Raw genomic sequence first — 21,743 nt, forward strand, 5'->3', positions numbered from 1 at the left:
GCGCGTGGAAAGATGGCGGACATGTGCGGACTCCTGGCTTTCTTCAGTGCGCGCGGCGATGCCGCCGCCCACCGCGACAACATCGCCGGGGCGTTGGAATGCCTGCACCACCGCGGCCCGGACGAGACCGGGGTCGAGGTGGTCGGCGACGCCTCCGGCCGGTACGCGGACGGGGTGTTCGCCCACAAACGGTTGGCGATCATCGACGTCGCGCTCAGCCACGAGCCGCTGCCCTACGCCGACGGGCGTTACCTGCTGACCTTCAACGGCGAGATCTACAACTACATCGAGTTGCGCGAGGAGTTGATCCGCGACTTCGGCGCCCGGTTCGCCACCAACGGCGACGGCGAGGTCATCGTCGCCGGCTACCACTACTGGGGCGAGCAGGTGCTCACCCGGCTGCGGGGCATGTTCGCCTTCGTCATCTGGGACCGGCAGGAGCGTCGCGCGTTCGGTGCCCGCGACTACTACGGCATCAAGCCGCTGCACTACCTGGAGACCGCCGACGGGCTCTACCTCGCCTCGGAGAAGAAGGCCCTGCTGCCCTTCGCCCAGTCGGCGTACGCCGGGGACGCCGGGGTCGACCCGGCCAACCTCAGCCACTACCTCACCCTGCAGTACGTGCCCGAGCCCGGCACCCTGCACCGGGGGATCAGCCGGATCGGCTCGGGGGAGTACCTCACCTGGACCCCGGGCGGCCGGATCGACGTGCGGCGCTGGTACCGGCCGGTCTTCCGGCCGGCGCCGGTCTCCGACGAGCAGAAGCTCTACCACGAGATCCGCGAGACGCTGCGCGAGAGCGTACGCATGCACATGCGCTCCGACGTGCCGGTCGGCTCGTTCCTGTCCAGCGGGATCGACTCGACCGCGGTGGTCGCCCTGGCGCGGGAGTTCAACCCGAACATCCTCACCTTCACCGTCGGCTACGACGTGCCGGGCTACTCCGAGATCGACGTCGCCCAGGACTCGGCCCGCCACCTCGACGTGACCACCATCCCGACCAAGATCGGGCCACAGGACATGATCGAGGCGTTGCCGAAGATCGTCTGGCATCTGGACGACCCGGTCGCCGACCCGGCGCTGGTGCCGCTCTACTTCGTCGCGAAGAAGGCCGCCGAGCACGTCACCGTGGTGCTCTCCGGCGAGGGCGCCGACGAGTTCTTCGGCGGCTACACGATCTACCGGGAGCCGCTGTCGTTGAGCGGCGTCAACGGGCTGCCCGACGGGGTGCAGAAGGGCCTGCGGGCGGTCTCCAAGGCGATCCCGCAGGGGGTCAAGGGCAAGAGCTTCCTGGAGCGCGGCACCACGCCGATCGAACAGCGCTACTACGGCAATGCCCGGATGTTCACCGAGGAGGAGAAGCAGCACCTGCTGCGCCGCTACGACCCGTCGGTGCGCTACACCGACGTGACCGCGCCGATCTACGCCGAGTGCACCGAGCTGGACGACGTGACCAAGATGCAGTACGTCGACCTCTACACCTGGCTGCGCGGCGACATCCTGGTCAAGGCGGACCGGATCTCCATGGCGCACTCACTCGAGGTGCGGGTGCCCTTCCTCGACCGGGCGGTGTTCGAGGTGGCGGCGAAGATCCCGGTGGAGCTGAAGCTGCCGCCGCGTTCCGACGCCACCAAGTACGCCATGCGGCAGGCGTTGCAGGGTGTCGTGCCGCCGGCCATCGTCAACCGCAAGAAGCTGGGCTTCCCGACCCCGACCCGGGTCTGGCTGCGCGGCGAGATGTACGAGTGGGCCCGGCACGTGCTGTCCACCTCCGGCGCCGGTGAGCTGCTCGACCTGTCGTACGCGTTGCGCCTGCTGGAGGAGCACAAGCGGGAGGAGTTCGACCACTCCCGCAAGGTGTGGACGGTGCTGATCTTCTGCATCTGGCACGCGATCTTCGTCGCGAAGACCCTCGACCCGGGTATCCAACGCAACCAGTCGGCCCTGCTGACCAAGCCCGTCGTCGGCTCCATGGTGCGCTGACCGACGAGCAGACAAGCGGAAAGGGGGCCCCGCGAGGGGCCCCCTTTCGTGCTGCTGACGGTCAGCTGCTGGAGCAGGTCGCCGTCGGCGTTGCGCCACTGCCGCTGGCGAGGAAGCCGAAGCTCGTACTGCCGTTGGCCGCCACGGTGCCGTTGTACGACACGTTTCGGGCCGTCACCGACGATCCGGACGTGGTCTGGGTGGCGTTCCAGACCTGGCTGATCTGCTGACCACCGGGCCAGCTCCAGTTGGCGGTCCAACCGCTCAGCGCGGAGGTGCCGGTGTTGCGGATCTCCACCTCACCCTGGAACCCACCGGACCAGCTGCTGGTCACCTTGACCGTGGCGGTGCAGCCACCGGGGCCCGGCGGCGGGGTGGTCGGGTTCGGCGGCGGGGTGGTGGGGTTCGGCGGCGGAGTGGTGGGGTTCGGCGGCGGGGTAGTCGGGTTCGGCGGCGGGTTGTTGCCACCGATACCGGTCACCTCACCGTTGCCACCGTCGAAGACCACGTCGGAGCAGCCGAAGAAGTTCTCCTGGCTGTCCGAGCGCACCCACCGGGAGTAGATGATGTGCCGGCCGCTCTTGTTCGACGGCAGGTTCCCGGTGAAGTAGTAGTGGCCGTCGTTGGTGCCGACCGCACCGCGCTGCGGCGGGTTGGTCACCGTCAGGAACGGCTGGGCCTCCAGGTCGCTCCAGGCCAGCGCCCGGGTCGGGCTCCAGCTGTCGCGGGTCACGTAGAAGTAGAACGTACCCGGGTGGTGGGCCCAGTTGCTGTACTTGAACTCGATCGACCGGCCGGCGGTCAGGTGCGTCAGCGGCCAGTCGTTGCGGGCCAGGTCGAAGCCACGGAAGCCGGTGGCCCCGCCGCTGCACAGCTGGCCGTCCGGGATGAAGCCGGTGGTCCGACCGCCGGCGTCCGAACGCAGCACGCTGAACCAGTTGTAGAGCGAGTTCGTCCCGCTCTGCGCGACGGCGGCGGCGCAGGCCGGGTTGTTCGGCCTGATCTCACCGGTCTGGGTGAGGCCGTCGCGCCAGCACAGGAAGGTGCGGGCACCCGGCGTCATCGCCGCGCCGTGCGCGGCGGCCGGTTCGGGGCTGGCGGTCACGACGACCGCACCCGCGAGAAGAGTGAAAGCCGCGGTTAGCAGCGCGGCCAAGCGTGGACGGTGCACGGGTTCTCCTGACTCGCGGAGCGCATTGCGTGGGTGCGCCCCGCCGAACGAGCGGGTGGCGGATATGGTGCCGCCCCGCTGCGGGCGAAATGCGACTACGTGGCGACCGTGCGGATGGGGACGGATGGCCCAGCCGGCACGCTGCCGCCAGCGGAGTGTCGACGCGTGAATGCCCTCGCGCGATATGAAGCCCGGCGCCGGTGGACGCGCAGCCCCCGCGCCACCCGGCACCACCATCCCACCACGCCGGACCGCTCGGCGCAATAGTCGCTCCTCGATACGTGGAACCGGACCCGCCGCGGGACACCCAGGTCGCGCCAATACGGTGGCTTCCACGCCCGGCACACATCCGCTGTGCCAGCCTGGGCATCACGTACGGCAGACGGAAGGACCTGACGATGGGATACGCGGTCGTGCTCGGCGAGGCGCTCGTCGACCTGCTGGACAGCGAGTGCGACGGCGCGCCGGTATACCGACAGGCGATCGGTGGAGGACCGCTGAACGTCGCGGTCGGTGTCGCCCGGCTCGGTGGCGCGGTGCAGTTCGTCGGGTCGCTCGGCGACGACGTGCTCGCCGGTCGGATCCGTGACTTCCTCACCGTCGAGCAGGTGGGGCTGGCCGGGGCGGTGACCGCCGCGGTGCCGACCACGCTGGCCGTGGCCACCTTCTCCGGCGCGGAGCCGGACTTCCGCTTCTACGGCGAGCCGCCCTCGTACGCGCTGCTCGGTCCCGACGAACTCGACGTCGCGCTTGTCGAGGGCGCCGACGTGCTCTACTGCGGCTCGATCGTGCTGCTGGCGCCGACGACCCTGGCGGCCGCCCGCCGGGCCTGGGCGGCAGCCCCCGGGCTGCGGGTGTTCGATCCGAACGTCCGCCCCCGGCTGCTGGCCGGCCCGCAGGCGCTGGCCGGGCTGCGCGAGGTGGTCGCCGAGTTCGCCGCCGGGGCGCACCTGGTCAAGCTCAGCGCCGCCGACGCGGAACTGCTCTATCCAGGTGAGCCGGTCGAGTCGGTGGCGGTCTACCTGCGTGAACTGGGCGCGGCCACCGTGGTGGTCACCCTCGGCGCGGCCGGCGCGGTGGTCGCCGCCGCCGATGCCGATCCGGTACGCGTACCCGCCCCGAAGGTCGACGCCGTCGACGCCACCGGCGGAGGTGACTCGGTGATGGCCGCCCTCGTCGCCGACCTGCTGACCGGCGGCGAGCCGGTCGAGCCGTCCGGCTGGCACGAGCGGGTCGGGTACGCCCTGCGGGTCGCCGGCCTGGTCTGCGAACGTCCCGGTGGCGCGGTCGCCATGCCCACCCGCGACGAGGTGCGCCAGCGCTTCGGCGAGTGACGACGAACCGGCCCGCCGTCGCCGACAGCGGCCCCGGTCAGGCGGTGCCGTCGAGCTCGGCGTAACCGCGCCGGGCGGCGGCCAGTGCGTGGCGGGCCGGGAACGGGGCGTCGGCGGCCACCCGCTCCGGTGGTGCGCCGCCGGTGTGCCCGGCCCGGATCAGCCAGGCCAGCTCCACCAGCTGGGCATGCTGGGCCCGGACGAACTCCGCGTCGACCGGCTCGCCGTGCCCGGGCACGACCACCGTCGCCGGTGAGATCGACCGCGCCAGCTCGGCCAGCGCGTCGGGCCACTGCAACGGGTACGAGTCCTCGAACGCCGGGGGACCGGCCTGCTCGACAAGATCACCTGCCACCAGCAGGTCGGCGTCGGGCACCCGCACGACGAGGTCGGCGTCGGTGTGCCCGCGCCCGGGGTGGCGCAGCACCACCTGTCGGCCGCCGACGTCGAGGACCGCTTCGGTGCGGACGGTGTGGGTGGGGGCCAGCAACGCCGTGTCGGCCAGTTCGGCCGCGAGTTCCGGATGCCCGGCGTGCAACTCCGCGTACGCCTCCCGGCGCAGCCGGTCCGCCTCGTCGCGGATCGCCACGGCGGCCAGTTCGTGCGCCCACACCGGGCGAGGCGGGTCACCGGCGATCGTGGCGTTGCCGAAGCAGTGGTCGAAGTGATGGTGGGTGTTGACGAGCGTCAGCGGGTCGGTGGTGACCGCCCGTACGGCGGCGGCCAGTTCGGCCGCCTGCCCGGCGGTGGAGAGGGTGTCGACCAGCAGCGCCGCGCCGTCGCCCAGCACCAGCGTGACGTTCACCGCGAGCACCGGCTCGCGGAGCACCAGTACCCGGTCGGCGACCTCGACGAAGCGGCCGGTCGTCGTCATGCGGCCCCGCCGGCTCGGTCCAGGAACCGGTGCCGGTCGACCAGGGCCCGCTCCACCCGCCCCTCGGCGACGGTCTGCCCGCCCTCGGTGACGGTGATCTCGAACACCAGCCGGCGTCGGTCGACCTCGGTCAGCCGGGCCTGTGCCACGACCGTGCGGCCGACCGGTGTCGCGGCCAGGTGCTCCAGCTCCACTCGGGTGCCCACGGTGGTCGAGCCACTCGGCAGGTGGCGGGCGGTCGCGGCCACGGTCGCCGCCTCGGCCAGGGCGAGCACCCGTGGCGTGCCGAGCACCGGGACGTCACCGGAACCGACCGCCTGGGCGGTGTCGGCCTCGGTGACGGTCAACTCGACCCGGCCGGTCAGACCCGGGGCCAGGGTTTCCTCCGTCAGCTCCCGCATGGCCACAGCGTAGGTGGTCGGCGGAGCTCGGGCCACGCGGCCGGGCAGATGCGCCACGCAGGTGCTCCTGCGTCCGGTCCGGCGCAGGTCGCCGCTAACCTTGTCCGCGATGTCTGCCGAGACCGACCCCAAGCCCCCAGCCTCGACCGAGCCGCCCGCCCCCCGCGACGGCGGACGCCGCCGTGTGATCGCGATGTCGGTCTGGGCCGTCGTCTTCGTGGCGGGCTGGCTCGTCATCGGCCTGCCCACCGACCCGGTGTACGCGTTCTTCTGGATCTGGGCCGGCACCATCGCCTGGTACTCCAGCCGACCGTGGCGCAGCCACCTGCAGTTCGCCCGGGACTGGGTGCCGGTGGTCCTGCTGCTGGTGGCCTACAACCTCTCCCGTGGGTTCGCCTACCACGACGGCACCGTGCCGCACGCCTACGAACTGATCCTGGCCGACCGCCTGATGTTCGGCTGGGCCATGGACGGCCAGGTGCCGACCGTCTGGTTGCAGCAGCACCTGTACCAGCCGGAGGTCCGCTGGTGGGACGTCCTGGTCAGCTGGGTGTACTTCTCCCATTTCGTGGCGGCGCTGGCCGCCGCCGCGGTGCTCTGGCTGCGCGAGCGCAGCCGGTGGGCGGCGTTCATGCGCCGCTGGTTCTTCCTCTGCGCCACCGGCCTGATCACCTACTTCCTCTACCCGGCCGCCCCGCCGTGGTGGGCAGCCCAGAACGGGCTGATCGAGGAGGTCGCCCGGATCTCCACCCGAGGCTGGAAGGCGTTCGGCATGCACGGGGCGGGCAACCTGCTCAACGCCGGGCAGCTGGCCTCCAACCCGGTGGCCGCGATGCCGTCGCTGCACACCGCCTTCGCCCTGTTCGTGGTGGTGTTCTTCCTGCGTAACGTCCGGCGTCGCTGGTGGCCGCTGCTGCTGGCCTACCCGCTGGCGATGACCTTCACCCTGGTCTACAGCGGTGAGCACTACGTGATCGACGTGCTGGTCGGCTGGGCGTACGTCGCCATGACCTTCCTGGCGGTCGGCTGGGCCGAACGCTGGTGGGCCCGCCGGAAGGCCCGCCGCACCCCGCCCGACACCTCCGCCGAACCCGTACCCGTGGCGCCGTCCGCCCTTCCCACCCCCCGCTGACCCCGCCGACGGGACAGTCAGGTCAGCCCGCGCGTCGGGCGGCCTGACCCCGGGCGGTCAGCTCCGCCGCCAACGCCCAGGCGTCGGTGAGGTCCCGGTCCACCGCCGCCGCGCCGGCTCCGCCGGCGGTGTCGGCGTGCACGGTGGCCAACCCGAGCAGCCGCTGCACCGGCCCCTGCACCACCCGTACGCTCTGCAACCGGGCGTACGGCACGACCGTCAGTTGACGGGTGAGCAGGCCCGAGCGGACCGCGAAGACCTGCTCGGTCAGGCCGGCACCGAGCACCTGGCGACTCAGCGGGTTCACCCAGCGGGCTCGGGCCGGTGGGGGCCGCAACGGCAGCGACGCCAGCGCCACCCCGGGCAGCACTTCGGCGACGATCATCTCGCCCGTCGGCTGGTCACCGACGGGCAGCAGCCGGTCCGGCCGGTTGCGCTCGTCGGCCTCGCCGGCCGCGTAACCGGCCACCTCAAGCCGCAGCCGCAGCCAGCCCTTCATCCGCCAGAGCAGTGGCCAGGTCACCCGCACGGTCTGCACCCGGTGCAACGGTACGGTCTGCGACCTGGTCTCCAGCAGGCCGTTGCGGATGCGCAGCCGGTCGTCGTCGCGGGCCAACTGGAACCGCCAGTCGTCGAGCACCCGGCGGACGGGTTGCAGCAGGACACCGGCCATCGCGGTGAGCGTGCTCGCCACCGCGATGAAGGACCAGGACCCCTCGGACAGGAACTGCGTCGCCACGAAGGCCACCCCGAACGGCAGCAGGAACGCCTGCGGGGTCAGCAGCTGACTGATCAGCAGATCCCGGTTGCTCACCGCGTGCAACGGTCGCCCGGGCTGCGCGGGCGGCTCGGCGCCGGCCGGCACCGGCTGCGCCTGGGCTGCCGGCACCGTGCCGGAGGAGTGACCGGCCAGGGTCAGCAGCCGCTGCCGCAACGCCGCGGCCTCGGCGAGGCTCAGGTACGCCAGCGGCGCCTCGGTCTTGCCGCCGCCGACCACCTCCAGGCGCAGCTCGGCCAGCCCGGTGAGCTGGGCGAGCAACGGCCGGACCACCTCGACGGCCTGGAGCCGTTCCAGCGGGATCGCCCGGCTGCGGCGCCAGAGCAACCCCTCGTGGATGCGCAGCTCCCGGCCAACCACCTGGTAGCCGGTGTTGTACCAGCTGACCACCGCCAGCACGCTCGCGCCGAGCGCGAGCACGATCACCATCGCGGCGAACCAGCCGAGCCCCACCCGCGACAGGGTCGACCAGGACAGCCCGGCGATGACCACGACCAGTGACTTGGCGCCGTGCAGCACGGGGCTCAGCGGATGCAGCCGCTGCCGGGCCGATGGATCCGGCGACGGTGGACCGATCCACCCGCCGACCGGCGTCGATGGCCCCGCCACCTGGTACGGGCCCGGCTGCGGGCGCTCGCCCGGTGGTGATGCCTCGGGTGCCGCCGGCACGGCGTGGTCGGACGGTGGTGCTTCGGCGGGCACCGCCGGTACGGCCCGTTCGGCGGGCCGACCGGAAGCCTGGCCGCTCACCGTCTCCCCGACGTGATCCCGCTCGTCCGCGCCGGGCGGGGTCCGGTCCGGACCCGGAGCGGCCGAGCCGCTCACAGTCCTTCCGCCCGGTCCTCGCCGAGCGTGGTCAGGCGGTCCCGCAGCCGGGACGCCTCCGCCGGACGCAACCCCGGCACCCGGGCGTCGCTGGCAGCGGCCGCGGTGTGCAACTGGACGGTCGCCAGGTCGAAGGCCCGCTCCAGCGGTCCGGCGCTGACGTCGACGAACTGCATCCGTGAGTACGGGACGATGGACAGCCGGCGCACCAGCAGGCCGTGCCGGACCAGCAGGTCGTCCTCACGTTCGGCGTAGCCCCAGGCGCGTACCGCCCGCACGATGGTCACCACCCGCCAGAGAGCGAACAGCACGACCGCACCGAGCGCCAACCCGAACGGCCAGGAACCGGTGAGCGCCCAGCCGACCCCGAGCACCGCCGCGACGACGGCCACACCGGCCGCCAGGCGCAGCAGCTCCACCCAGATCAGGTCGGTCGATATCGACCGCCACCGCACGGTGTCCGGCCACGGTTCCAGCGGGCTGGCCGGCGCGGCCGACGGCGGAACCTCAGGCGCGTCATCGCTCACCGGGTCAGCCTTTCGTTCGCGGCTGCGGGGCTCGCAAGCTCACTCCTCGCGCTCACGGGGCCAGCCTTTCGTTCGCGACTGCGGGGCTCGCAAGCTCACTCCTCGCGCTCACGGGGCCAGCCTTTCGTTGTACGCGTCCACTCGTCGAGCGTAGGCGATTCCCCCATCGGGGCGACCTCACGCAGAAAGCCTCGTGCGTTGAGGAAGTCGCCGAGCGAGGGCCGGTGCGTGTCACAGGCGAGCCAGGTCTTGCGCCGCTCGGGCCGGTGCAGGCGGGGATTGTTCCAGCGCAGTGCCCATCGGGCCGGGGTGCGACACCCACGGGCCGAACAGGGCAGCGCCTCGGCGGGGCTGTCGGGGTGGGTCATCCCGCTCAGTCTAGGACGGCGGGGAAGATTGAGCGCCGGGCGGCCACGGGGGAAGCCGCCCGGCGACGGATGAATGGTACACACGCCGGGACGGCTTTTGTCCACTGGCGATCGGCGATTTTTCCGTCCCGGAACGGCGTGGCGGAAATCGGTCGCTCCCCCAGTCGGCACTCAGTCGGGCATGCGAGGCTTGGTACCGCACACGCCGCGACGACCGATCACGCTGTGGAGGACCAGTGGCCCAGCCGACCACGCCCGACGCCCCGCCGCCGAACGGGGCCCAACCGCAGGCGCCCGCGCCGCCGACCACCCCGGCGCAGGACGCCACCCTGCTGGAGCGGGCGCTGTTCGAGATCAAGCGCGTGATCGTCGGGCAGGACCGGATGGTCGAGCGGATGTTCGTCGCGTTGCTCGCCCGGGGCCACTGTCTGCTGGAAGGCGTACCGGGGGTGGCCAAGACCCTCGCGGTGGAGACCCTCGCCAAGGTGGTCGGCGGATCGTTCGCCCGGGTGCAGTTCACCCCGGATCTGGTGCCGGCCGACATCATGGGCACCAGGATCTACCGGCAGTCCAGCGAGAAGTTCGACGTCGAACTGGGCCCGGTCTTCGTCAACTTCCTGCTCGCCGACGAGATCAACCGGGCGCCGGCGAAGGTGCAGTCCGCGCTGCTGGAGGTGATGAGCGAGCGGCAGGTGTCGATCGGTGGCGAGAGCCACCGGGTGCCGAACCCGTTCCTGGTGATGGCGACGCAGAACCCGATCGAACAGGAAGGGGTGTACCCGCTGCCGGAGGCGCAGCGGGACCGCTTCCTGATGAAGATCATTGTGGGGTACCCGACCGACGCCGAGGAGCGGGAGATCGTCTACCGGATGGGTGTCGCGGCACCCGAGCCCACCCCGGTGTTCGACACCGACGATCTGGTCGCCCTCCAGCACAAGGCCGACCAGGTGTTCGTGCACAACGCCCTGGTCGACTACGCGGTCCGGCTGGTACTCGCCACCCGTACGCCGGCGGAACACGGCATGCCCGACGTGGCGCAACTGATCCAGTACGGTGCCAGCCCCCGGGCCTCGCTCGGGCTGGTCCGGGCGACCCGGGCGCTGGCCCTGCTCCGCGGCCGTGACTACGCCCTGCCGCAAGACGTGCAGGACATCGCACCGGACATCCTGCGGCACCGGCTGGTGCTCAGCTATGACGCGCTCGCCGACGACGTGCCGGCCGACCACGTGGTGCACCGGGTGATGTCGACCATCCCGCTGCCGTCGGTGGCACCCCGGCAGCAGGCCACCCCGCCCGCCGGGGCGGTGGCACCTACCTCAGGGTGGCCCGGGCAGCGGCCGTGACCTCCACCACCCCTCGACCCGGTGAGCCCGACCGCACGGCGGCCAGCGACCGTTCCGGTGCCGTGTTGTCCCGGCTGCAACTGCTGGTGACCCGCAAACTCGACGGACTTCTTCAGGGTGACTACGCGGGCCTGCTGCCCGGGCCGGGCAGCGAGGCGGGTGAGTCGCGCGAGTACCGTCCCGGCGACGACGTGCGCCGGATGGACTGGCCGGTGACCGCCCGGACCACCACCCCGCACGTGCGGCGTACCGTGGCCGACCGTGAGCTGGAGACGTGGCTGGCGGTGGACCTGTCGGCGAGCCTGGACTTCGGCACCGGCCGGTGGCTCAAGCGGGACGTGGTGATCGCGGCGGCCGCGGCGATCACGCACCTGACCGTGCGGGGCGGCAACCGGATCGGTGCGGTCGTTGGCAGCGGCGGCGACGTGCCGGTGCCCCGCCGTGGCCGGCGGCAGGCACCCCCGGCCGGCCCGGGGCGACTGGTCCGGTTGCCGGCCCGGTCCGGCCGCAAGGAGGCCCAGGGCATGCTGCGGGCCATCGCCGGCACCGAGATCCGGCCCGGCCGCGGTGACCTCGGCGCGCTCATCGACATGCTCAACCGGCCACCCCGGCGGCGCGGTGTCGCCGTGGTCATCTCCGACTTCCTCGCCCCGCCGGCCCAGTGGGCGCGCCCGCTGCGCAAGCTGCGGGTACGACAGGATCTGCTCGCCATCGAGGTGGTCGACCCGCGGGAGCTGGAACTGCCCGACGTCGGGGTGCTCCCGGTGGTCGACCCGGAGACCGGTGAACTGCACGAGGTGCAGACCGCCGACCCGAGCCTGCGGCATCGTTACGCGGCAGCCGCCGCGGCCCAGCGGGCGGAGATCTCCGCCGCCCTGCGCGCCGCCGGCGCCGCCCACCTGCGACTGCGTACCGACCGAGACTGGCTGCTGGACATGGTGCGCTTCGTGGCCGCCCAGCGGCACGCCCGCACCCGGGGGACGACACGATGATTCGACTGCTGCAACCGTGGTGGCTGCTGGCCGTGCTGCCGGTGCTCGCCCTCGCCGCGCTCTACGTCTGGCGGCAGCTGCGCCGGCGCGACTACGCGCTGCGGTTCACCAACGTGGACCTGCTGCGTACCGTGGCGCCGAAGGGTCTCGGCTGGCGCCGGCACGTGCCGGCCACCGCGTTCCTGCTGGCCCTGCTGGTGCTGGCCGGTGCGCTGGCCCGGCCCGCGGTCGACACCCGGGAGCCGTTGGAACGGGCCACCATCATGCTGGCCATCGACGTGTCGCTGTCCATGCAGGCCGACGACGTGCCGCCGAACCGGCTGGAGGCGGCCCAGGAGGCGGCAATGCAGTTCGTGGCGGAGCTGCCGGAGACGTACAACCTGGGGTTGGTCTCGTTCGCCAAGTCGGCGAACGTGCTGGTGCCGCCGACCAAGGACCGCCCGGCGGTGACCAGTGCCATCGAGGGCCTGGTGCTGGCCGAGGCGACGGCCACCGGCGAGGCGGTCTTCACCTGCCTGGAGGCGATCCGGTCGGTGCCGGCCGACGGGGCGGCCGGCATCCCGCCGGCCCGGATCGTGCTGCTCTCCGACGGTTTCCGGACGGCCGGACGGTCGGTGGAGGAGGCGGCCGCCGCGGCTCAGGCGGCGAACGTGCCGGTCTCCACGATCGCCTTCGGCACCGATTCCGGCCACGTCGACATCGGTGGTCAGTTGCAGCGGGTGCCGGTGGACCGGCTCGCCCTGGCCGAGTTGGCCGAGACCACCGAGGGCTTCTTCTACGAGGCGGCGACGGTCAACGAACTCAAGCAGGTCTACCAGGACATGGGCAGCTCGATCGGCTTCCGCACCGAACCCCGCGAGATCACCCAGTGGTACGCCGGCATAGCCCTGCTGCTGGCCCTCTGCGCCGGCGCATTCAGCCTCCTCTGGTCCTCCCGCATGATCTGACCACCGCCGGGACCCTCGGTTGATCATGAGGTTAGCGGCACTTTTGAAGATCAAGAACGCCGCTGACCTCATGATCAACGGAGCACGGGTGGGGGTGAGGTGGGACGGCGCGGTCAGTGGGTGGCGCTGGCCAGGAAGAAGAGGACGGCCACCCAGACGGCGGCGAGGGTGAAGCCCAGCGGGGCGACGTAGCGGCTCATGACAGCTCCGACGTGGCGACTGGCGGCCCGGGCAGGGCGGGGGACCGCGAGAGGGGTGGATCGGGACGCGCACACGGGAAGTCGTGACCGGGGTGCTTTCCGGCGGTAGCCGTCCGATCGGCCGCCGCGACAGGGTCGCCGGGCGGTGGGACGGCACGCGGGGGAGCGGGCCAGCTCAGGCGGAGCGGAGCTCAGCGTGGCTGGCGGTCGGCCCGGCCACGACTGGGAGGATCGCTATCTCGCACAGCGATCACCTCCTGCGGTCGAGTTCCGGGGCGACGCGGGCCGCCGAGCGACCCGCAAACGTCGATCATCGTACACCCGGCGGGCACGCCCGGCGCACTCGGCCGACCGGCCGACGGACCGCGCCCGTTCATCGGTCGACGACGGACCCGCCGCCGACGGGTGCCGTCGCCAGCCGGGGCCCGCCACGCCGGACGAGCAGCACCAGCACGGCGGTGAGCACCGGCAGCCAACCGATCCGGGCCAGCAGCCATCGCGGATCGTCCGGCACGGTGTGCAGCCCCGGCAGCGCGGTCCCGCCGTGCGCGGCGAGCACCACCACCGCGACCAGCACCGGCTGGTGCCAGAGGTAAACGCGTACCGCATGCCGGTTGATCTCGCCGGTCAGCCTGCGTGGCAACGGCCGGGACAGCAGTCGTACCAGCGTCGGCCGGGCCAACAGGCCGAGACCTGTCTGGGTCACCGCGAGCGCCACCACGAGCAACGATGGCGGATCGAGATTGGATCGGCCCTCGCCGGGGACCCCGACCGCGCTTGCCGGATAGCCGAGGGCGAGTACGGCGGCCAGTCCGACCGCCCCCGTGTAGGCCAGCCAGCGGGCGTCGCGCCGTCGGCTCAGCCGGCCGTCGGCGTGGGCCAGTCCCAGCAGATACGGCACGGCCCAGGCGGCCAGCACCGTCACCGGTGGCAGCCAGACGCCGGCGGGGAGCGGCCGCACGGCCAGGTCGGCGCCAGCCACCACGGCCGCTGCGGTGACCGCGCAGCGCGGGGTGCCCCAGCGGCGTACGGCGGCTCGCAGCGGGCCGGTGAGCACCACCAGGGCCAACAGGGGTGCCAGGAACCACAGTGGACTGATCGCCAGGGTCAGTGCCACCGACAGGGTGTCGTCGGCGACGCCGGCGACGGCGGCGGCCAGCAGTACGGCCGACCCGGTGCCGAGCAGGGCGACCGCCGGCAGCAGCAGCCGGCGCAGCCGGTGTCGCACCCAACCGACTCCGGGATGCCGGTCCGCCGAACGGGCGGAGGCGTGACCGGCGGCGAAGAAGAACAGCCCGAGAGTCTGCAACACCCAGCTGGCCGGGGCCAGGGCCGGCATCGCGGTCAGCGGGCTGGCCAGGTTCAACGCGCCTTCCTCGTCGAGCACCAGGCCGGTGACCAACCAGTGACCGAGCACCACCGCGGCGACGGCGAAGGCGCGCAGCCCGTCGACGAGCGGATCCCGAACCGGCCAATGGGCGATGTGCCGGCCGCTCATCGGACCGGTCCCGCGCTGACCGTGACGTCCGGTCGGACGTGGCCCGTGCCGATCGCACCAAACAGCACCACTTCGGCGACTGCCGCGAGGGTTGGCCCGCCGGGCAGCAGGTATCCGTCGTGGCCGGTCGAGGCGGCCGGCAGCGGCCGCGCACGGAAGGCGGCGTCGGCCGGCCGGGCCCCGTGTCCCAACTCGGGCAGGCGCAGTCGCGGCACGCGCCGGATCCAGTCGTCCGGCGCCTCGGCAGCCCAGACGCGGACCGGGCCGAGACGATCGGCGTGTTCCGCGCCGACGCCCACACCGCCGAGGGTGACCACGTCGGTGACCTGCGGCGGGGCGTCCATGGCGGCCAGCCCGACGACCAGCGCGCCGTAGCTGTGACCGACCAGGGTGATGCGGCTGGCCGGTAGCCGCCCGGCCAGTGTGCGCAGGTGGTGGCCGAGCTGGTCGGCACCGCGACGGGCGACGGCCGGGGTGGCTGCCGTGAAGAGACCGTCGGGCGGGTCGTAGCCGAGCCAGGCCAGCACGGCCACCCGGGCGTGCGGATCGACGGCGTGCAACGCGGCACGCAGGTCGCGGGCCTGCCGGGCCGGGGCGCGCTGGGGGACGCCGCCCAGCCCTCGATCGAAGTCGGCCAGCCGGGTGCCGACGCCGGGCACCAGCACCGCGATCCGATCGGCGGTGGCCAGATCACCGAGGACCTCGACGGCCCGGCCGTCGCCGCGCGGGTCGAAGGCCAGGAACTGCCGGCCCTGCGCGGCCCAGTGGCTGTACGGCGCGCCGGCGGCGTCCAGCGCGGCGGTGGTCGACGGGTACGCCTCGACGAAGCCGGCCGGCGCGTGGTCGAGCGGCACCGTCGAAGGCCGTACCAGTCCGGTCGCCAGCATCGCCGCGAGGCCCAGCCGGAACAGTCTGCTGCCCACCATCACGTGCTCCCTCCACCCGGTCGTGAAGGGCAGGATGTGTCGGCGGTGTGGTGCCGGTCGTCACCCCGGGGAGCCGTTCGCGGCTACCACCGTGGAGCTACTCCCCGGCGGCGACCAGACCGGTCTCGTAGGCGAGCACGACGGCCTGGGCCCGGTCGCGTAACTGGAGTTTGGCCAGGATCCGGCCGACGTGGGTCTTGACGGTCTGCTCCGCGACGACCAGTTCCGCGGCGATCTCGCCGTTGGACCGTCCCTGGGCGATCAGCCGCAGCACCTCGGTCTCGCGCGGGGTGAGCGCGGCGAGGGCGGTGGGTCGGGGCCGCTGCCGATGAGGTCGGGCCGCGAATTCGGCGATCAAACGGCGGGTGACGGTCGGGGCGAGCAGCGCGTCACCGCCGGCGACGACGCGTACCGCGTGGATCAGGTCGGCGGCGGGGGCATCCTTGAGCAGGAAGCCACTGGCGCCGGCGCGCAGCGCCTCGTAGACGTAGTCGTCCAGGTCGAAGGTGGTGAGGATGAGCACGCGGGGCCGGTCGGTCGGCCTGTCGCCGAGCAGTTTGCGGGTCGCGGCGAGCCCGTCGAGCACCGGCATCCGCACGTCCATCAGCACCACGTCCGGGTCGAGTCGGCGGGCCTGGGCGACCGCCTGGGCGCCGTCGGCGGCGTCGCCGACCACCAGCAGGTCCGGCTGGGCGGCCAGCAGGGCACCGAAGCCCTGCCGGACCATCGCCTGGTCGTCGGCGATCAGCACCCGGATCATGATGTTTCGTCCTCCGGCTCGTCGGATGGTGGCGGGTCGGCCGGCAGGAGTGCGTCGATCGCGTAGCCGTCGTCGGCGGTGGGACAGGCGGTGAAGCTGCCGCCGAGGGCGAGGACCCGCTCCCGCATGCCGGTCAGTCCCTGCCCGCCGCCGCGTGCGTCGGGGTCGGCCGGGGTTCCGCCGGCGGCGTTCTGGACGCGTACCGCCAGGACGCCGGGGCGATCGCGGAGCGTGACGCGCACCTCGGCGCCGGCCGCGTGGCGGGCCGCGTTGGCCAGTCCCTCCTGCACGATCCGGTACGCGGCCAGGCCGACCGGTGCCGGTGGCTCGGTGGTGACGTCGTTGTCCAGTTCCACGGTCATGCCGGCCCGCCGTGCGGCTGCCACCAGCGCCGGTAGTTCAGCCAGCGTCGGCTGCGGGGCGGTCCGGGGGTCCTCCGTCTCGCTGCGCAGGACCCGCAGCAGCCGCCGCATGTCGGTGAGCGCCGCCCGGGCGGCCTCGGCGATGGAGTTGAACTCGGCGCGGGCCGGCTCGGACACAGCGAGTCGGTACGGCGCGGTCTCGGCCTGGACGGCGATCAGTGACATGTGGTGCGCGACCACGTCGTGCATCTCCCGTGCGATGCGGGTGCGTTCCTCCAGCACCGCCCGCCGGGCCTTCTCCAACTCGCTCACCTCGGCCTGCTCGGCCAGGGCCCGTCGGGTGAGCAGGTTGTGCCGCAGCAGGTCGCCGACGATGAGCAGCACCACGAACAGCAGGGTGACGGCCACCTGGTTGCCCGGCGGCACGAACATCCAGACCGGGGTCAGGCTGAACAGTCCCGTCCAGGCGAGCACGGCCCGGTCGACCCGGGCGGCCACGGTGACCAGCACGACGATGATGACCAGGAGCTGCGTCGGGCTCCACGGCCAGAACTCGTACGTGGCGGGGCCGAGCACCACGGCGTCGTCCGTCGTGCGTCGGTTGAAGGTGCCGAACAGCTGCCCGATGAACATGATCCGCCAGGCCAGCAGTGGTCGGGTGGGCAGCAGGGGCAGCGGTGCGACGGTGAGCAGCGCGATGACCCACGCGGTGGCGACGGGCAGGCGCCGGGTGTCCAGCAGGAACTGCGCGGTGATCAGGACCAGCCCGAGCAGCGCCAGCAGCCCGAGCGTGCGCAGGACGGCGACGGTGCGGGGCCGGTGTCGCAACCGGTCCAGTGGTCGGCGCCTCGCCGGATAGTCCGGCCCCGCCACGGTTCGGCGCAGCCCCGCCAGGGCGGCACCGACGGTACTGCGGTCCATATCCCGGCAGGGTAGTTCGATTGGCGGCCCCCGTCGTGCGACCACGGAGTGATCCGCCACGTGGTACCCGGGTATGACGTGCGGCGGGTTAGTGATTACCGTGCGGTAACGCCTAGTCTCCAAGCCGCAGCGATCTTTGGGAGGGGACGCACCGTGTCGCGAACTGTGCTGGTTACCGGGGGCAACCGGGGGATCGGTCTGGCCATCGCCCAGGCATTCGCCAAGCAGGGCGACCGAGTGGCGATCACCCACCGGGGCAGCGGGGCGCCGGAGGGGTTGTTCGGCGTGCGGTGCGACATCACCGACGGTGAGTCCGTCGACGCGGCCTTCGCGGCGGTCGAGGCGGAGCTGGGGCCGGTGGAGGTGCTGGTCGCCAACGCGGGCATCACCGACGACACGCTGCTGCTGCGCATGTCGGAGGAGCAGTTCACCCGGGTGCTGGACACCAACCTGACCGGCGCGTACCGCTGCGCCAAGCGGGCCTCCGGGAAGATGCTGCGGGCCCGGTGGGGGCGCATGATCTTCGTCTCCTCGGTGGTCGGCCTCTCCGGCGGCGCCGGCCAGGTCAACTACGCGGCCAGCAAGGCCGGTCTGGTCGGGGTGGCCCGCTCGATCACCCGGGAGCTTGGCGGCCGCAACATCACCGCCAACGTGGTCGCGCCGGGCTTCATCGAGACCGACATGACCGCCGGGCTGACCGACCAGCGCAAGGCCGAGATCCTCAAGTCGATCCCGGCGGGCCGGATGGCCACTCCGGACGAGGTGGCGGCGGTGGTCACCTGGCTGGCGGGGGACAGCGCCGGGTACGTCTCCGGCGCGGTCGTCCCGGTCGACGGTGGCCTGGGCATGGGCCACTGAATCCCGAGCACGGAGGAATGAGCAAAATGTCCGGACTGTTGGCCGGTAAGCGGCTGCTCGTCACCGGCGTCATCACCGACGCCTCGATCGCCTTCTCGGTGGCCAAGCTCGCTCAGGAGAACGGCGCCCAGGTCGTGCTCACCGGCTACGGCCGACTGTCACTCGTGGAGCGGATCGCCAAGCGGCTGCCCGAGCCGGCACCCGTGATCGAGCTGGACGTGACCGACCCCGAGCACCTCGCCGGCCTGGCCGACAAGGTCCGCGAGCACGTCGACGGGCTCGACGGGCTGGTCCACTCGATCGGGTTCGCCCCACAGAGCTGCCTCGGCGGCGGGTTCCTCGACGCCTCCTGGGCGGATGTGTCGACGGCGCTGCACGTCTCGACGTACTCCTACAAGTCCCTGGCCGTCGCGGCGCTGCCGCTGATGTCGCCGGGTGGCTCGGTGGTCGGTCTGACCTTCGACGCCAGCCAGGCCTGGCCGGTGTACGACTGGATGGGCGTGGCCAAGGCCGGGCTGGAGGCGGCCTCCCGCTACCTCGCGCTGCACCTGGGCAAGCAGGGCATCCGCAGCAATCTGGTGGCCGCCGGTCCGCTGCGCACCATGGCCGCCAAGTCCATCCCCGGCTTCGAGCAGTTCGAGGACGCCTGGGCCGGGCGTGCCCCGCTGGGCTGGGACCTGACCGACCAGGAACCGGCCGCCCGGGCCTGTCTCGCCCTGCTGTCGGACTGGTTCCCTGCGACCACCGGCGAGATCGTGCACGTCGACGGCGGCTACCACGCGGTCGGCGCCTGACGCCGGCGATCCAGCGGTCTGTTTACGACCGGGACCCGGGGGCGTTGCCGGGACGCCGCAGGCCACCGGCAAGAATGGGACCATGGCGTACGACGCGGTGGTGCTGGTGTCCTTCGGCGGCCCGGAGGGGCCCGACGACGTGCTGCCGTTCCTGCGGAACGTGACCCGGGGGCGGGGCGTACCGCCGGAGCGGCTGGCCGAGGTCGCCGAGCACTACCAGCACTTCGGTGGGGTCTCCCCGATCAACCAGCAGTGCCGCGAGCTGTTGGCGGCGGTCCGCGCCGACTTCGCCGCCAACGGGCTCGACCTGCCGGTGTACTGGGGCAACCGGAACTGGGACCCGATGCTCGCCGACACGGTGGCCCAGATGCGCGACGACGGCGTACGGCGGGCGTTGGCGTTCGTCACGAGCGCCTTCGGCGGGTACTCCTCGTGCCGGCAGTACCAGGAGGACATCACCGCCGCGCGGGCGGCGGTCGGCCCGGACGCACCGGTGATCGAGAAGCTGCGCCAGTTCTGGGACCACCCCGGCTTCGTCGAGCCGCACGCCGACGCGGTGCGCGCCGCGTTGGCCCAGCTCGATCCGGCGCGGCGGGACAGCACCCGGCTCGTGTTCACCGCACACTCGGTGCCGGTCTCGGCGGCCGACAGCGCCGGTCCGCACGGCGGCCGGTACACCGCCCAACTCGCCGAGACGGCCCGGCTGGTGCACGCGGCGGCGGCCCCGGACCTGCCGTACGACCTGGTCTGGCAGAGCCGTTCCGGCCCACCCCACGTGCCGTGGCTGGAGCCGGACATCAACGACCACCTGGAAACGCTCGCCGAGCAGGGCGTCACCGGCGTGGTGGTCAGCCCGATCGGCTTCGTCTCCGACCACCTCGAGGTGGTGTGGGATCTCGACACCGAGGCGTTGGACACGGCCAAGCGGCTCGGTGTGGACTTCGTCCGCGCCGGTACCCCCGGCACCGACCCGCGCTACGTGACCATGGTGCGGGAACTGGTTCGGGAACGCATCGAACCGGACGGGGCGCAGTCGCGCCGTCGCCTGGGCCAGCTGCCGATGTGGGACACCTGTCCCACGGTCTGCTGCGTCCCGGCCCGCCGTCCGTCCTGACCGCCACGGCGCACCCGACGACACCCTGGGGATGATCATGCAGGACCGTAAGCCCGTCGAGAGCTGGCTCACCGACATGGACGGGGTGCTGGTGCACGAGGGCCAGCCGGTGCCGGGTGCGCCGGAGTTCGTCAAGCGACTGCGTACCTCCGGCAAGCCGTTCCTGGTGCTGACGAACAACTCCATCTACACCCCGCGCGATCTCCAGGCCCGGTTGGCCCGGATGGGCCTGGACGTGCCGGAGCAGGCGATCTGGTCGTCCGCGCTGGCCACCGCCCAGTTCCTGGCCGACCAACGGCCGGGCGGTACGGCGTACGTCATCGGCGAGGCCGGGCTGACCACCGCCCTGCACGCGGTGGGTTACGTGCTCAGCGACTTCGCCCCCGACTACGTGGTGCTGGGGGAGACCCGCACCTACAGCTTCGAGGCGATCACGAAGGCGGTCCGGCTGATCAACGACGGGGCCCGGTTCATCTGCACCAACCCCGACGCCACCGGGCCGTCCGTGGAGGGTGCCCTGCCGGCCGCCGGCTCGGTGGCCGCGATGATCTCCAAGGCCACCGGTGTCGAGCCGTACTTCGTCGGCAAGCCCAATCCGATGATGATGCGGTCGGCCCTGAACACGATAAACGCGCACTCGGAGAGCACCGCGATGATCGGTGACCGGATGGACACCGACATCCTCTGCGGCCTGGAAGCCGGGCTGGAGACCATCCTGGTGCTGACCGGGATCAGCTCCCGGGCGGAGGCGGAACGCTACCCGTACCGCCCCTCCCGCATCGTCAACTCGGTCGCCGACCTGATCGACGAGGTCTGACCCGGCACCTGGTCAGGCCGGCGCCCGATCAGTGTCGTGCCGTGTCGCGGAGCAGGAACTCGGTGAGCACGGGAGCGAGGGTCGCCGCCGGCACGCCGTGCCACTCGCCGGGCAGGCCGCGCCGCTCGGCGGCGGGCAGCAGGCCGGCGGTGGTGGCGGCCATCCCGGTCAGGTCGTCGCTGCTGCCGGCGCTGTGCAGGACGAGCGTCGGAGTGCGTACGCGGGCGAGCACGGTCGGTCCGGTGGCTCCACTGAGCAGGCTGTCGTACGCCAGGGTGTGCGCCACCGAGACCATGGCATTCCAGTGTGGTGTGTCGCGCATCCCGCTGATCATGTGCTCGGGCACGCCGATCTCGGTCAGGAAGAACGCCACCGCCTCGGCGCCGGTCAGTCGGCCCAGGTGCGCGATGAAGGCCCGTTGGCCAGCTTCGTCACCGTCGGTGTCCAGCGGTGGCTCCAAGAGGACCAGCCGTCGTACGTCGAGGCCGGCGGCGGCCGCGTGCAACGCGAGCAGGCAACCCGAGGAGTACCCGTACAGCGCGGCGGACCCGCCGGCCTCGGCGATCAGCGCGGCGAGGTCCTCGACCTCACGCTCGGGTGCGTAGGGCGGGGTGTCGTCGCTGTCCCCCCGCCCGCGCCGGTCGTAGCGGTAGACGGTGAAGCGGGGCGTGAGCAGGTCGGCGAGTTCGCCGAGCGGGCTGTTGGCGCGGAAGTGCCCGGCGGCGTCGAGGAGGATCAGCGCCGGTCCGGCGCCGTCGCGTTGGTATCCGATGCGGGTGCCGTCCCGGGACATGACCGTTGGCATGAACTGAACCGTA

At 72.4% G+C, this 21,743-nt stretch carries 22 protein-coding genes; 10 read left to right on the plus strand and 12 right to left on the minus strand.

What is annotated here, in order from left to right; genetic code table 11:
- Positions 1 to 21: 21 nt before the first annotated feature.
- Positions 22 to 1,983, plus strand: a complete 1,962-nt coding sequence (gene asnB / locus O3597_RS06515) for an asparagine synthase (glutamine-hydrolyzing) (RefSeq protein WP_164448250.1) — start codon at positions 22 to 24, stop codon at positions 1,981 to 1,983.
- 61 nt (positions 1,984 to 2,044) lie between these two features.
- On the opposite strand, the gene O3597_RS06520 is transcribed toward asnB, so the two are convergent.
- Positions 2,045 to 3,154 (minus strand): lytic polysaccharide monooxygenase, encoded by a 1,110-nt coding sequence (locus O3597_RS06520; protein ID WP_164448249.1) that lies wholly within the window; start codon positions 3,152 to 3,154, stop codon positions 2,045 to 2,047.
- A 398-nt stretch (positions 3,155 to 3,552) separates the two neighbouring features.
- On the opposite strand from O3597_RS06520, the gene O3597_RS06525 reads away from it, so the two are divergent.
- Positions 3,553 to 4,488, plus strand: coding sequence for a PfkB family carbohydrate kinase (locus tag O3597_RS06525; protein ID WP_281603519.1), 936 nt, complete (start codon positions 3,553 to 3,555; stop codon positions 4,486 to 4,488).
- Between the two features lie 37 nt (positions 4,489 to 4,525).
- Here O3597_RS06525 and O3597_RS06530 read toward each other — a convergent pair whose 3' ends face one another.
- Positions 4,526 to 5,362: an MBL fold metallo-hydrolase gene (locus O3597_RS06530; protein WP_164448248.1), complete on the minus strand. Its 837-nt coding sequence runs from the start codon at positions 5,360 to 5,362 to the stop codon at positions 4,526 to 4,528.
- Positions 5,359 to 5,763, minus strand: coding sequence for a hotdog domain-containing protein (locus tag O3597_RS06535; protein WP_164448247.1), 405 nt, complete (start codon positions 5,761 to 5,763; stop codon positions 5,359 to 5,361). Before O3597_RS06535 ends, O3597_RS06530 begins: the two co-directional genes overlap by 4 nt.
- Before the next feature lie 109 nt (positions 5,764 to 5,872).
- Here O3597_RS06535 and O3597_RS06540 point away from each other — a divergent pair, with 109 nt between their 5' ends.
- Complete coding sequence (locus O3597_RS06540; protein WP_164448246.1) at positions 5,873 to 6,895, plus strand: phosphatase PAP2 family protein; 1,023 nt, start codon at positions 5,873 to 5,875, stop codon at positions 6,893 to 6,895.
- A 22-nt stretch (positions 6,896 to 6,917) separates the two neighbouring features.
- Here O3597_RS06540 and O3597_RS06545 read toward each other — a convergent pair whose 3' ends face one another.
- The 3 genes from O3597_RS06545 to O3597_RS06555 form a co-directional block, all read right to left on the minus strand.
- On the minus strand, positions 6,918 to 8,249 hold the full coding sequence (locus O3597_RS06545) for a PH domain-containing protein (RefSeq protein ID WP_281604492.1): 1,332 nt from the start codon (positions 8,247 to 8,249) through the stop codon (positions 6,918 to 6,920).
- 245 nt (positions 8,250 to 8,494) lie between these two features.
- Positions 8,495 to 9,025: a PH domain-containing protein gene (locus tag O3597_RS06550; RefSeq protein ID WP_164448245.1), complete on the minus strand. Its 531-nt coding sequence runs from the start codon at positions 9,023 to 9,025 to the stop codon at positions 8,495 to 8,497.
- Positions 9,026 to 9,120: 95 nt separating this feature from the next.
- A complete protein-coding gene (locus tag O3597_RS06555; RefSeq protein ID WP_164448244.1) occupies positions 9,121 to 9,393 on the minus strand; it encodes a hypothetical protein in 273 nt (90 codons plus the stop codon).
- 236 nt (positions 9,394 to 9,629) lie between these two features.
- Between O3597_RS06555 and O3597_RS06560 the strand changes: the two genes are divergently transcribed.
- Genes O3597_RS06560 through O3597_RS06570 form a run of 3 tightly spaced genes read left to right on the plus strand, consistent with a single transcriptional unit; the run spans position 9,630 to position 12,675 of the window.
- Positions 9,630 to 10,736: a MoxR family ATPase gene (locus tag O3597_RS06560; protein ID WP_164448243.1), complete on the plus strand. Its 1,107-nt coding sequence runs from the start codon at positions 9,630 to 9,632 to the stop codon at positions 10,734 to 10,736.
- Positions 10,715 to 11,728: a DUF58 domain-containing protein gene (locus tag O3597_RS06565; RefSeq protein ID WP_281603520.1), complete on the plus strand. Its 1,014-nt coding sequence runs from the start codon at positions 10,715 to 10,717 to the stop codon at positions 11,726 to 11,728. The genes O3597_RS06560 and O3597_RS06565 overlap by 22 nt, the downstream gene beginning before the upstream one ends.
- Positions 11,725 to 12,675, plus strand: a complete 951-nt coding sequence (locus O3597_RS06570; protein WP_164448242.1) for a VWA domain-containing protein — start codon at positions 11,725 to 11,727, stop codon at positions 12,673 to 12,675. Before O3597_RS06565 ends, O3597_RS06570 begins: the two co-directional genes overlap by 4 nt.
- A gap of 113 nt (positions 12,676 to 12,788) precedes the next feature.
- Here the strand turns inward: O3597_RS06570 and O3597_RS06575 are convergent, their stop codons facing one another.
- The 5 genes from O3597_RS06575 to O3597_RS06595 all read right to left on the minus strand — a co-directional run bounded on the left by O3597_RS06575 (position 12,789) and on the right by O3597_RS06595 (position 17,342).
- Positions 12,789 to 12,950, minus strand: a complete 162-nt coding sequence (locus tag O3597_RS06575; RefSeq protein ID WP_164447950.1) for a hypothetical protein — start codon at positions 12,948 to 12,950, stop codon at positions 12,789 to 12,791.
- A 298-nt stretch (positions 12,951 to 13,248) separates the two neighbouring features.
- Complete coding sequence (locus O3597_RS06580) at positions 13,249 to 14,373, minus strand: acyltransferase family protein (protein WP_281603521.1); 1,125 nt, start codon at positions 14,371 to 14,373, stop codon at positions 13,249 to 13,251.
- Entirely contained in the window at positions 14,370 to 15,299 is a 930-nt protein-coding gene (locus tag O3597_RS06585) for an alpha/beta hydrolase (RefSeq protein WP_281603522.1), read from the minus strand. The genes O3597_RS06580 and O3597_RS06585 overlap by 4 nt, the downstream gene beginning before the upstream one ends.
- Positions 15,300 to 15,396: 97 nt before the next feature.
- Positions 15,397 to 16,059 carry a response regulator transcription factor gene (locus O3597_RS06590; protein WP_269742475.1) on the minus strand — a complete coding sequence of 221 codons (663 nt, stop codon included), beginning with the start codon at positions 16,057 to 16,059 and terminating at the stop codon, positions 15,397 to 15,399.
- The gene (locus tag O3597_RS06595) at positions 16,056 to 17,342 is read right to left on the minus strand and encodes a histidine kinase (protein WP_281603523.1); all 1,287 of its coding nucleotides are present in this window, start codon (positions 17,340 to 17,342) and stop codon (positions 16,056 to 16,058) included. Before O3597_RS06595 ends, O3597_RS06590 begins: the two co-directional genes overlap by 4 nt.
- A 153-nt stretch (positions 17,343 to 17,495) precedes the next feature.
- Between O3597_RS06595 and fabG the strand changes: the two genes are divergently transcribed.
- The 4 genes from fabG (at position 17,496) to O3597_RS06615 (ending at position 20,925) form a co-directional block, all read left to right on the plus strand.
- Positions 17,496 to 18,200: a 3-oxoacyl-ACP reductase FabG gene (gene fabG, locus O3597_RS06600; protein ID WP_164448237.1), complete on the plus strand. Its 705-nt coding sequence runs from the start codon at positions 17,496 to 17,498 to the stop codon at positions 18,198 to 18,200.
- Positions 18,201 to 18,226: 26 nt separating this feature from the next.
- Positions 18,227 to 18,994 carry an enoyl-ACP reductase FabI gene (gene fabI / locus O3597_RS06605; RefSeq protein WP_164448236.1) on the plus strand — a complete coding sequence of 256 codons (768 nt, stop codon included), beginning with the start codon at positions 18,227 to 18,229 and terminating at the stop codon, positions 18,992 to 18,994.
- 82 nt (positions 18,995 to 19,076) lie between these two features.
- Positions 19,077 to 20,108, plus strand: coding sequence for a ferrochelatase (locus O3597_RS06610; RefSeq protein ID WP_164448235.1), 1,032 nt, complete (start codon positions 19,077 to 19,079; stop codon positions 20,106 to 20,108).
- Positions 20,109 to 20,145: 37 nt separating this feature from the next.
- Complete coding sequence (locus tag O3597_RS06615; protein WP_164448389.1) at positions 20,146 to 20,925, plus strand: HAD-IIA family hydrolase; 780 nt, start codon at positions 20,146 to 20,148, stop codon at positions 20,923 to 20,925.
- Positions 20,926 to 20,953: 28 nt separating this feature from the next.
- Here O3597_RS06615 and O3597_RS06620 read toward each other — a convergent pair whose 3' ends face one another.
- Positions 20,954 to 21,730: an alpha/beta hydrolase gene (locus O3597_RS06620; protein ID WP_281603524.1), complete on the minus strand. Its 777-nt coding sequence runs from the start codon at positions 21,728 to 21,730 to the stop codon at positions 20,954 to 20,956.
- Positions 21,731 to 21,743: the final 13 nt, after the last annotated feature.

It is taken from the genome of Verrucosispora sp. WMMA2044 (assembly GCF_027497155.1).
In the GTDB taxonomy this organism is placed as follows: domain Bacteria; phylum Actinomycetota; class Actinomycetes; order Mycobacteriales; family Micromonosporaceae; genus Micromonospora; species Micromonospora palythoicola.

What these genes read in the sequence shown, in the direction of transcription:
- O3597_RS06590 (WP_269742475.1), bottom strand. Translation starts at nt 16,059, where the DNA reads ATGATCCGGGTGCTGATCGCCGACGACCAGGCGATGGTCCGGCAGGGC.
- O3597_RS06570 (WP_164448242.1), top strand. Translation starts at nt 11,725, where the DNA reads ATGATTCGACTGCTGCAACCGTGGTGGCTGCTGGCCGTGCTGCCGGTG.
- O3597_RS06595 (WP_281603523.1), bottom strand. Translation starts at nt 17,342, where the DNA reads ATGGACCGCAGTACCGTCGGTGCCGCCCTGGCGGGGCTGCGCCGAACC.
- O3597_RS06610 (WP_164448235.1), top strand. Translation starts at nt 19,077, where the DNA reads ATGGCGTACGACGCGGTGGTGCTGGTGTCCTTCGGCGGCCCGGAGGGG.
- O3597_RS06540 (WP_164448246.1), top strand. Translation starts at nt 5,873, where the DNA reads ATGTCTGCCGAGACCGACCCCAAGCCCCCAGCCTCGACCGAGCCGCCC.
- O3597_RS06580 (WP_281603521.1), bottom strand. Translation starts at nt 14,373, where the DNA reads ATGAGCGGCCGGCACATCGCCCATTGGCCGGTTCGGGATCCGCTCGTC.
- asnB (WP_164448250.1), top strand. Translation starts at nt 22, where the DNA reads ATGTGCGGACTCCTGGCTTTCTTCAGTGCGCGCGGCGATGCCGCCGCC.
- fabI (WP_164448236.1), top strand. Translation starts at nt 18,227, where the DNA reads ATGTCCGGACTGTTGGCCGGTAAGCGGCTGCTCGTCACCGGCGTCATC.
- O3597_RS06620 (WP_281603524.1), bottom strand. Translation starts at nt 21,730, where the DNA reads ATGCCAACGGTCATGTCCCGGGACGGCACCCGCATCGGATACCAACGC.
- O3597_RS06525 (WP_281603519.1), top strand. Translation starts at nt 3,553, where the DNA reads ATGGGATACGCGGTCGTGCTCGGCGAGGCGCTCGTCGACCTGCTGGAC.
- O3597_RS06555 (WP_164448244.1), bottom strand. Translation starts at nt 9,393, where the DNA reads ATGACCCACCCCGACAGCCCCGCCGAGGCGCTGCCCTGTTCGGCCCGT.
- O3597_RS06615 (WP_164448389.1), top strand. Translation starts at nt 20,146, where the DNA reads ATGCAGGACCGTAAGCCCGTCGAGAGCTGGCTCACCGACATGGACGGG.
- O3597_RS06585 (WP_281603522.1), bottom strand. Translation starts at nt 15,299, where the DNA reads ATGGTGGGCAGCAGACTGTTCCGGCTGGGCCTCGCGGCGATGCTGGCG.
- O3597_RS06535 (WP_164448247.1), bottom strand. Translation starts at nt 5,763, where the DNA reads ATGCGGGAGCTGACGGAGGAAACCCTGGCCCCGGGTCTGACCGGCCGG.
- O3597_RS06530 (WP_164448248.1), bottom strand. Translation starts at nt 5,362, where the DNA reads ATGACGACGACCGGCCGCTTCGTCGAGGTCGCCGACCGGGTACTGGTG.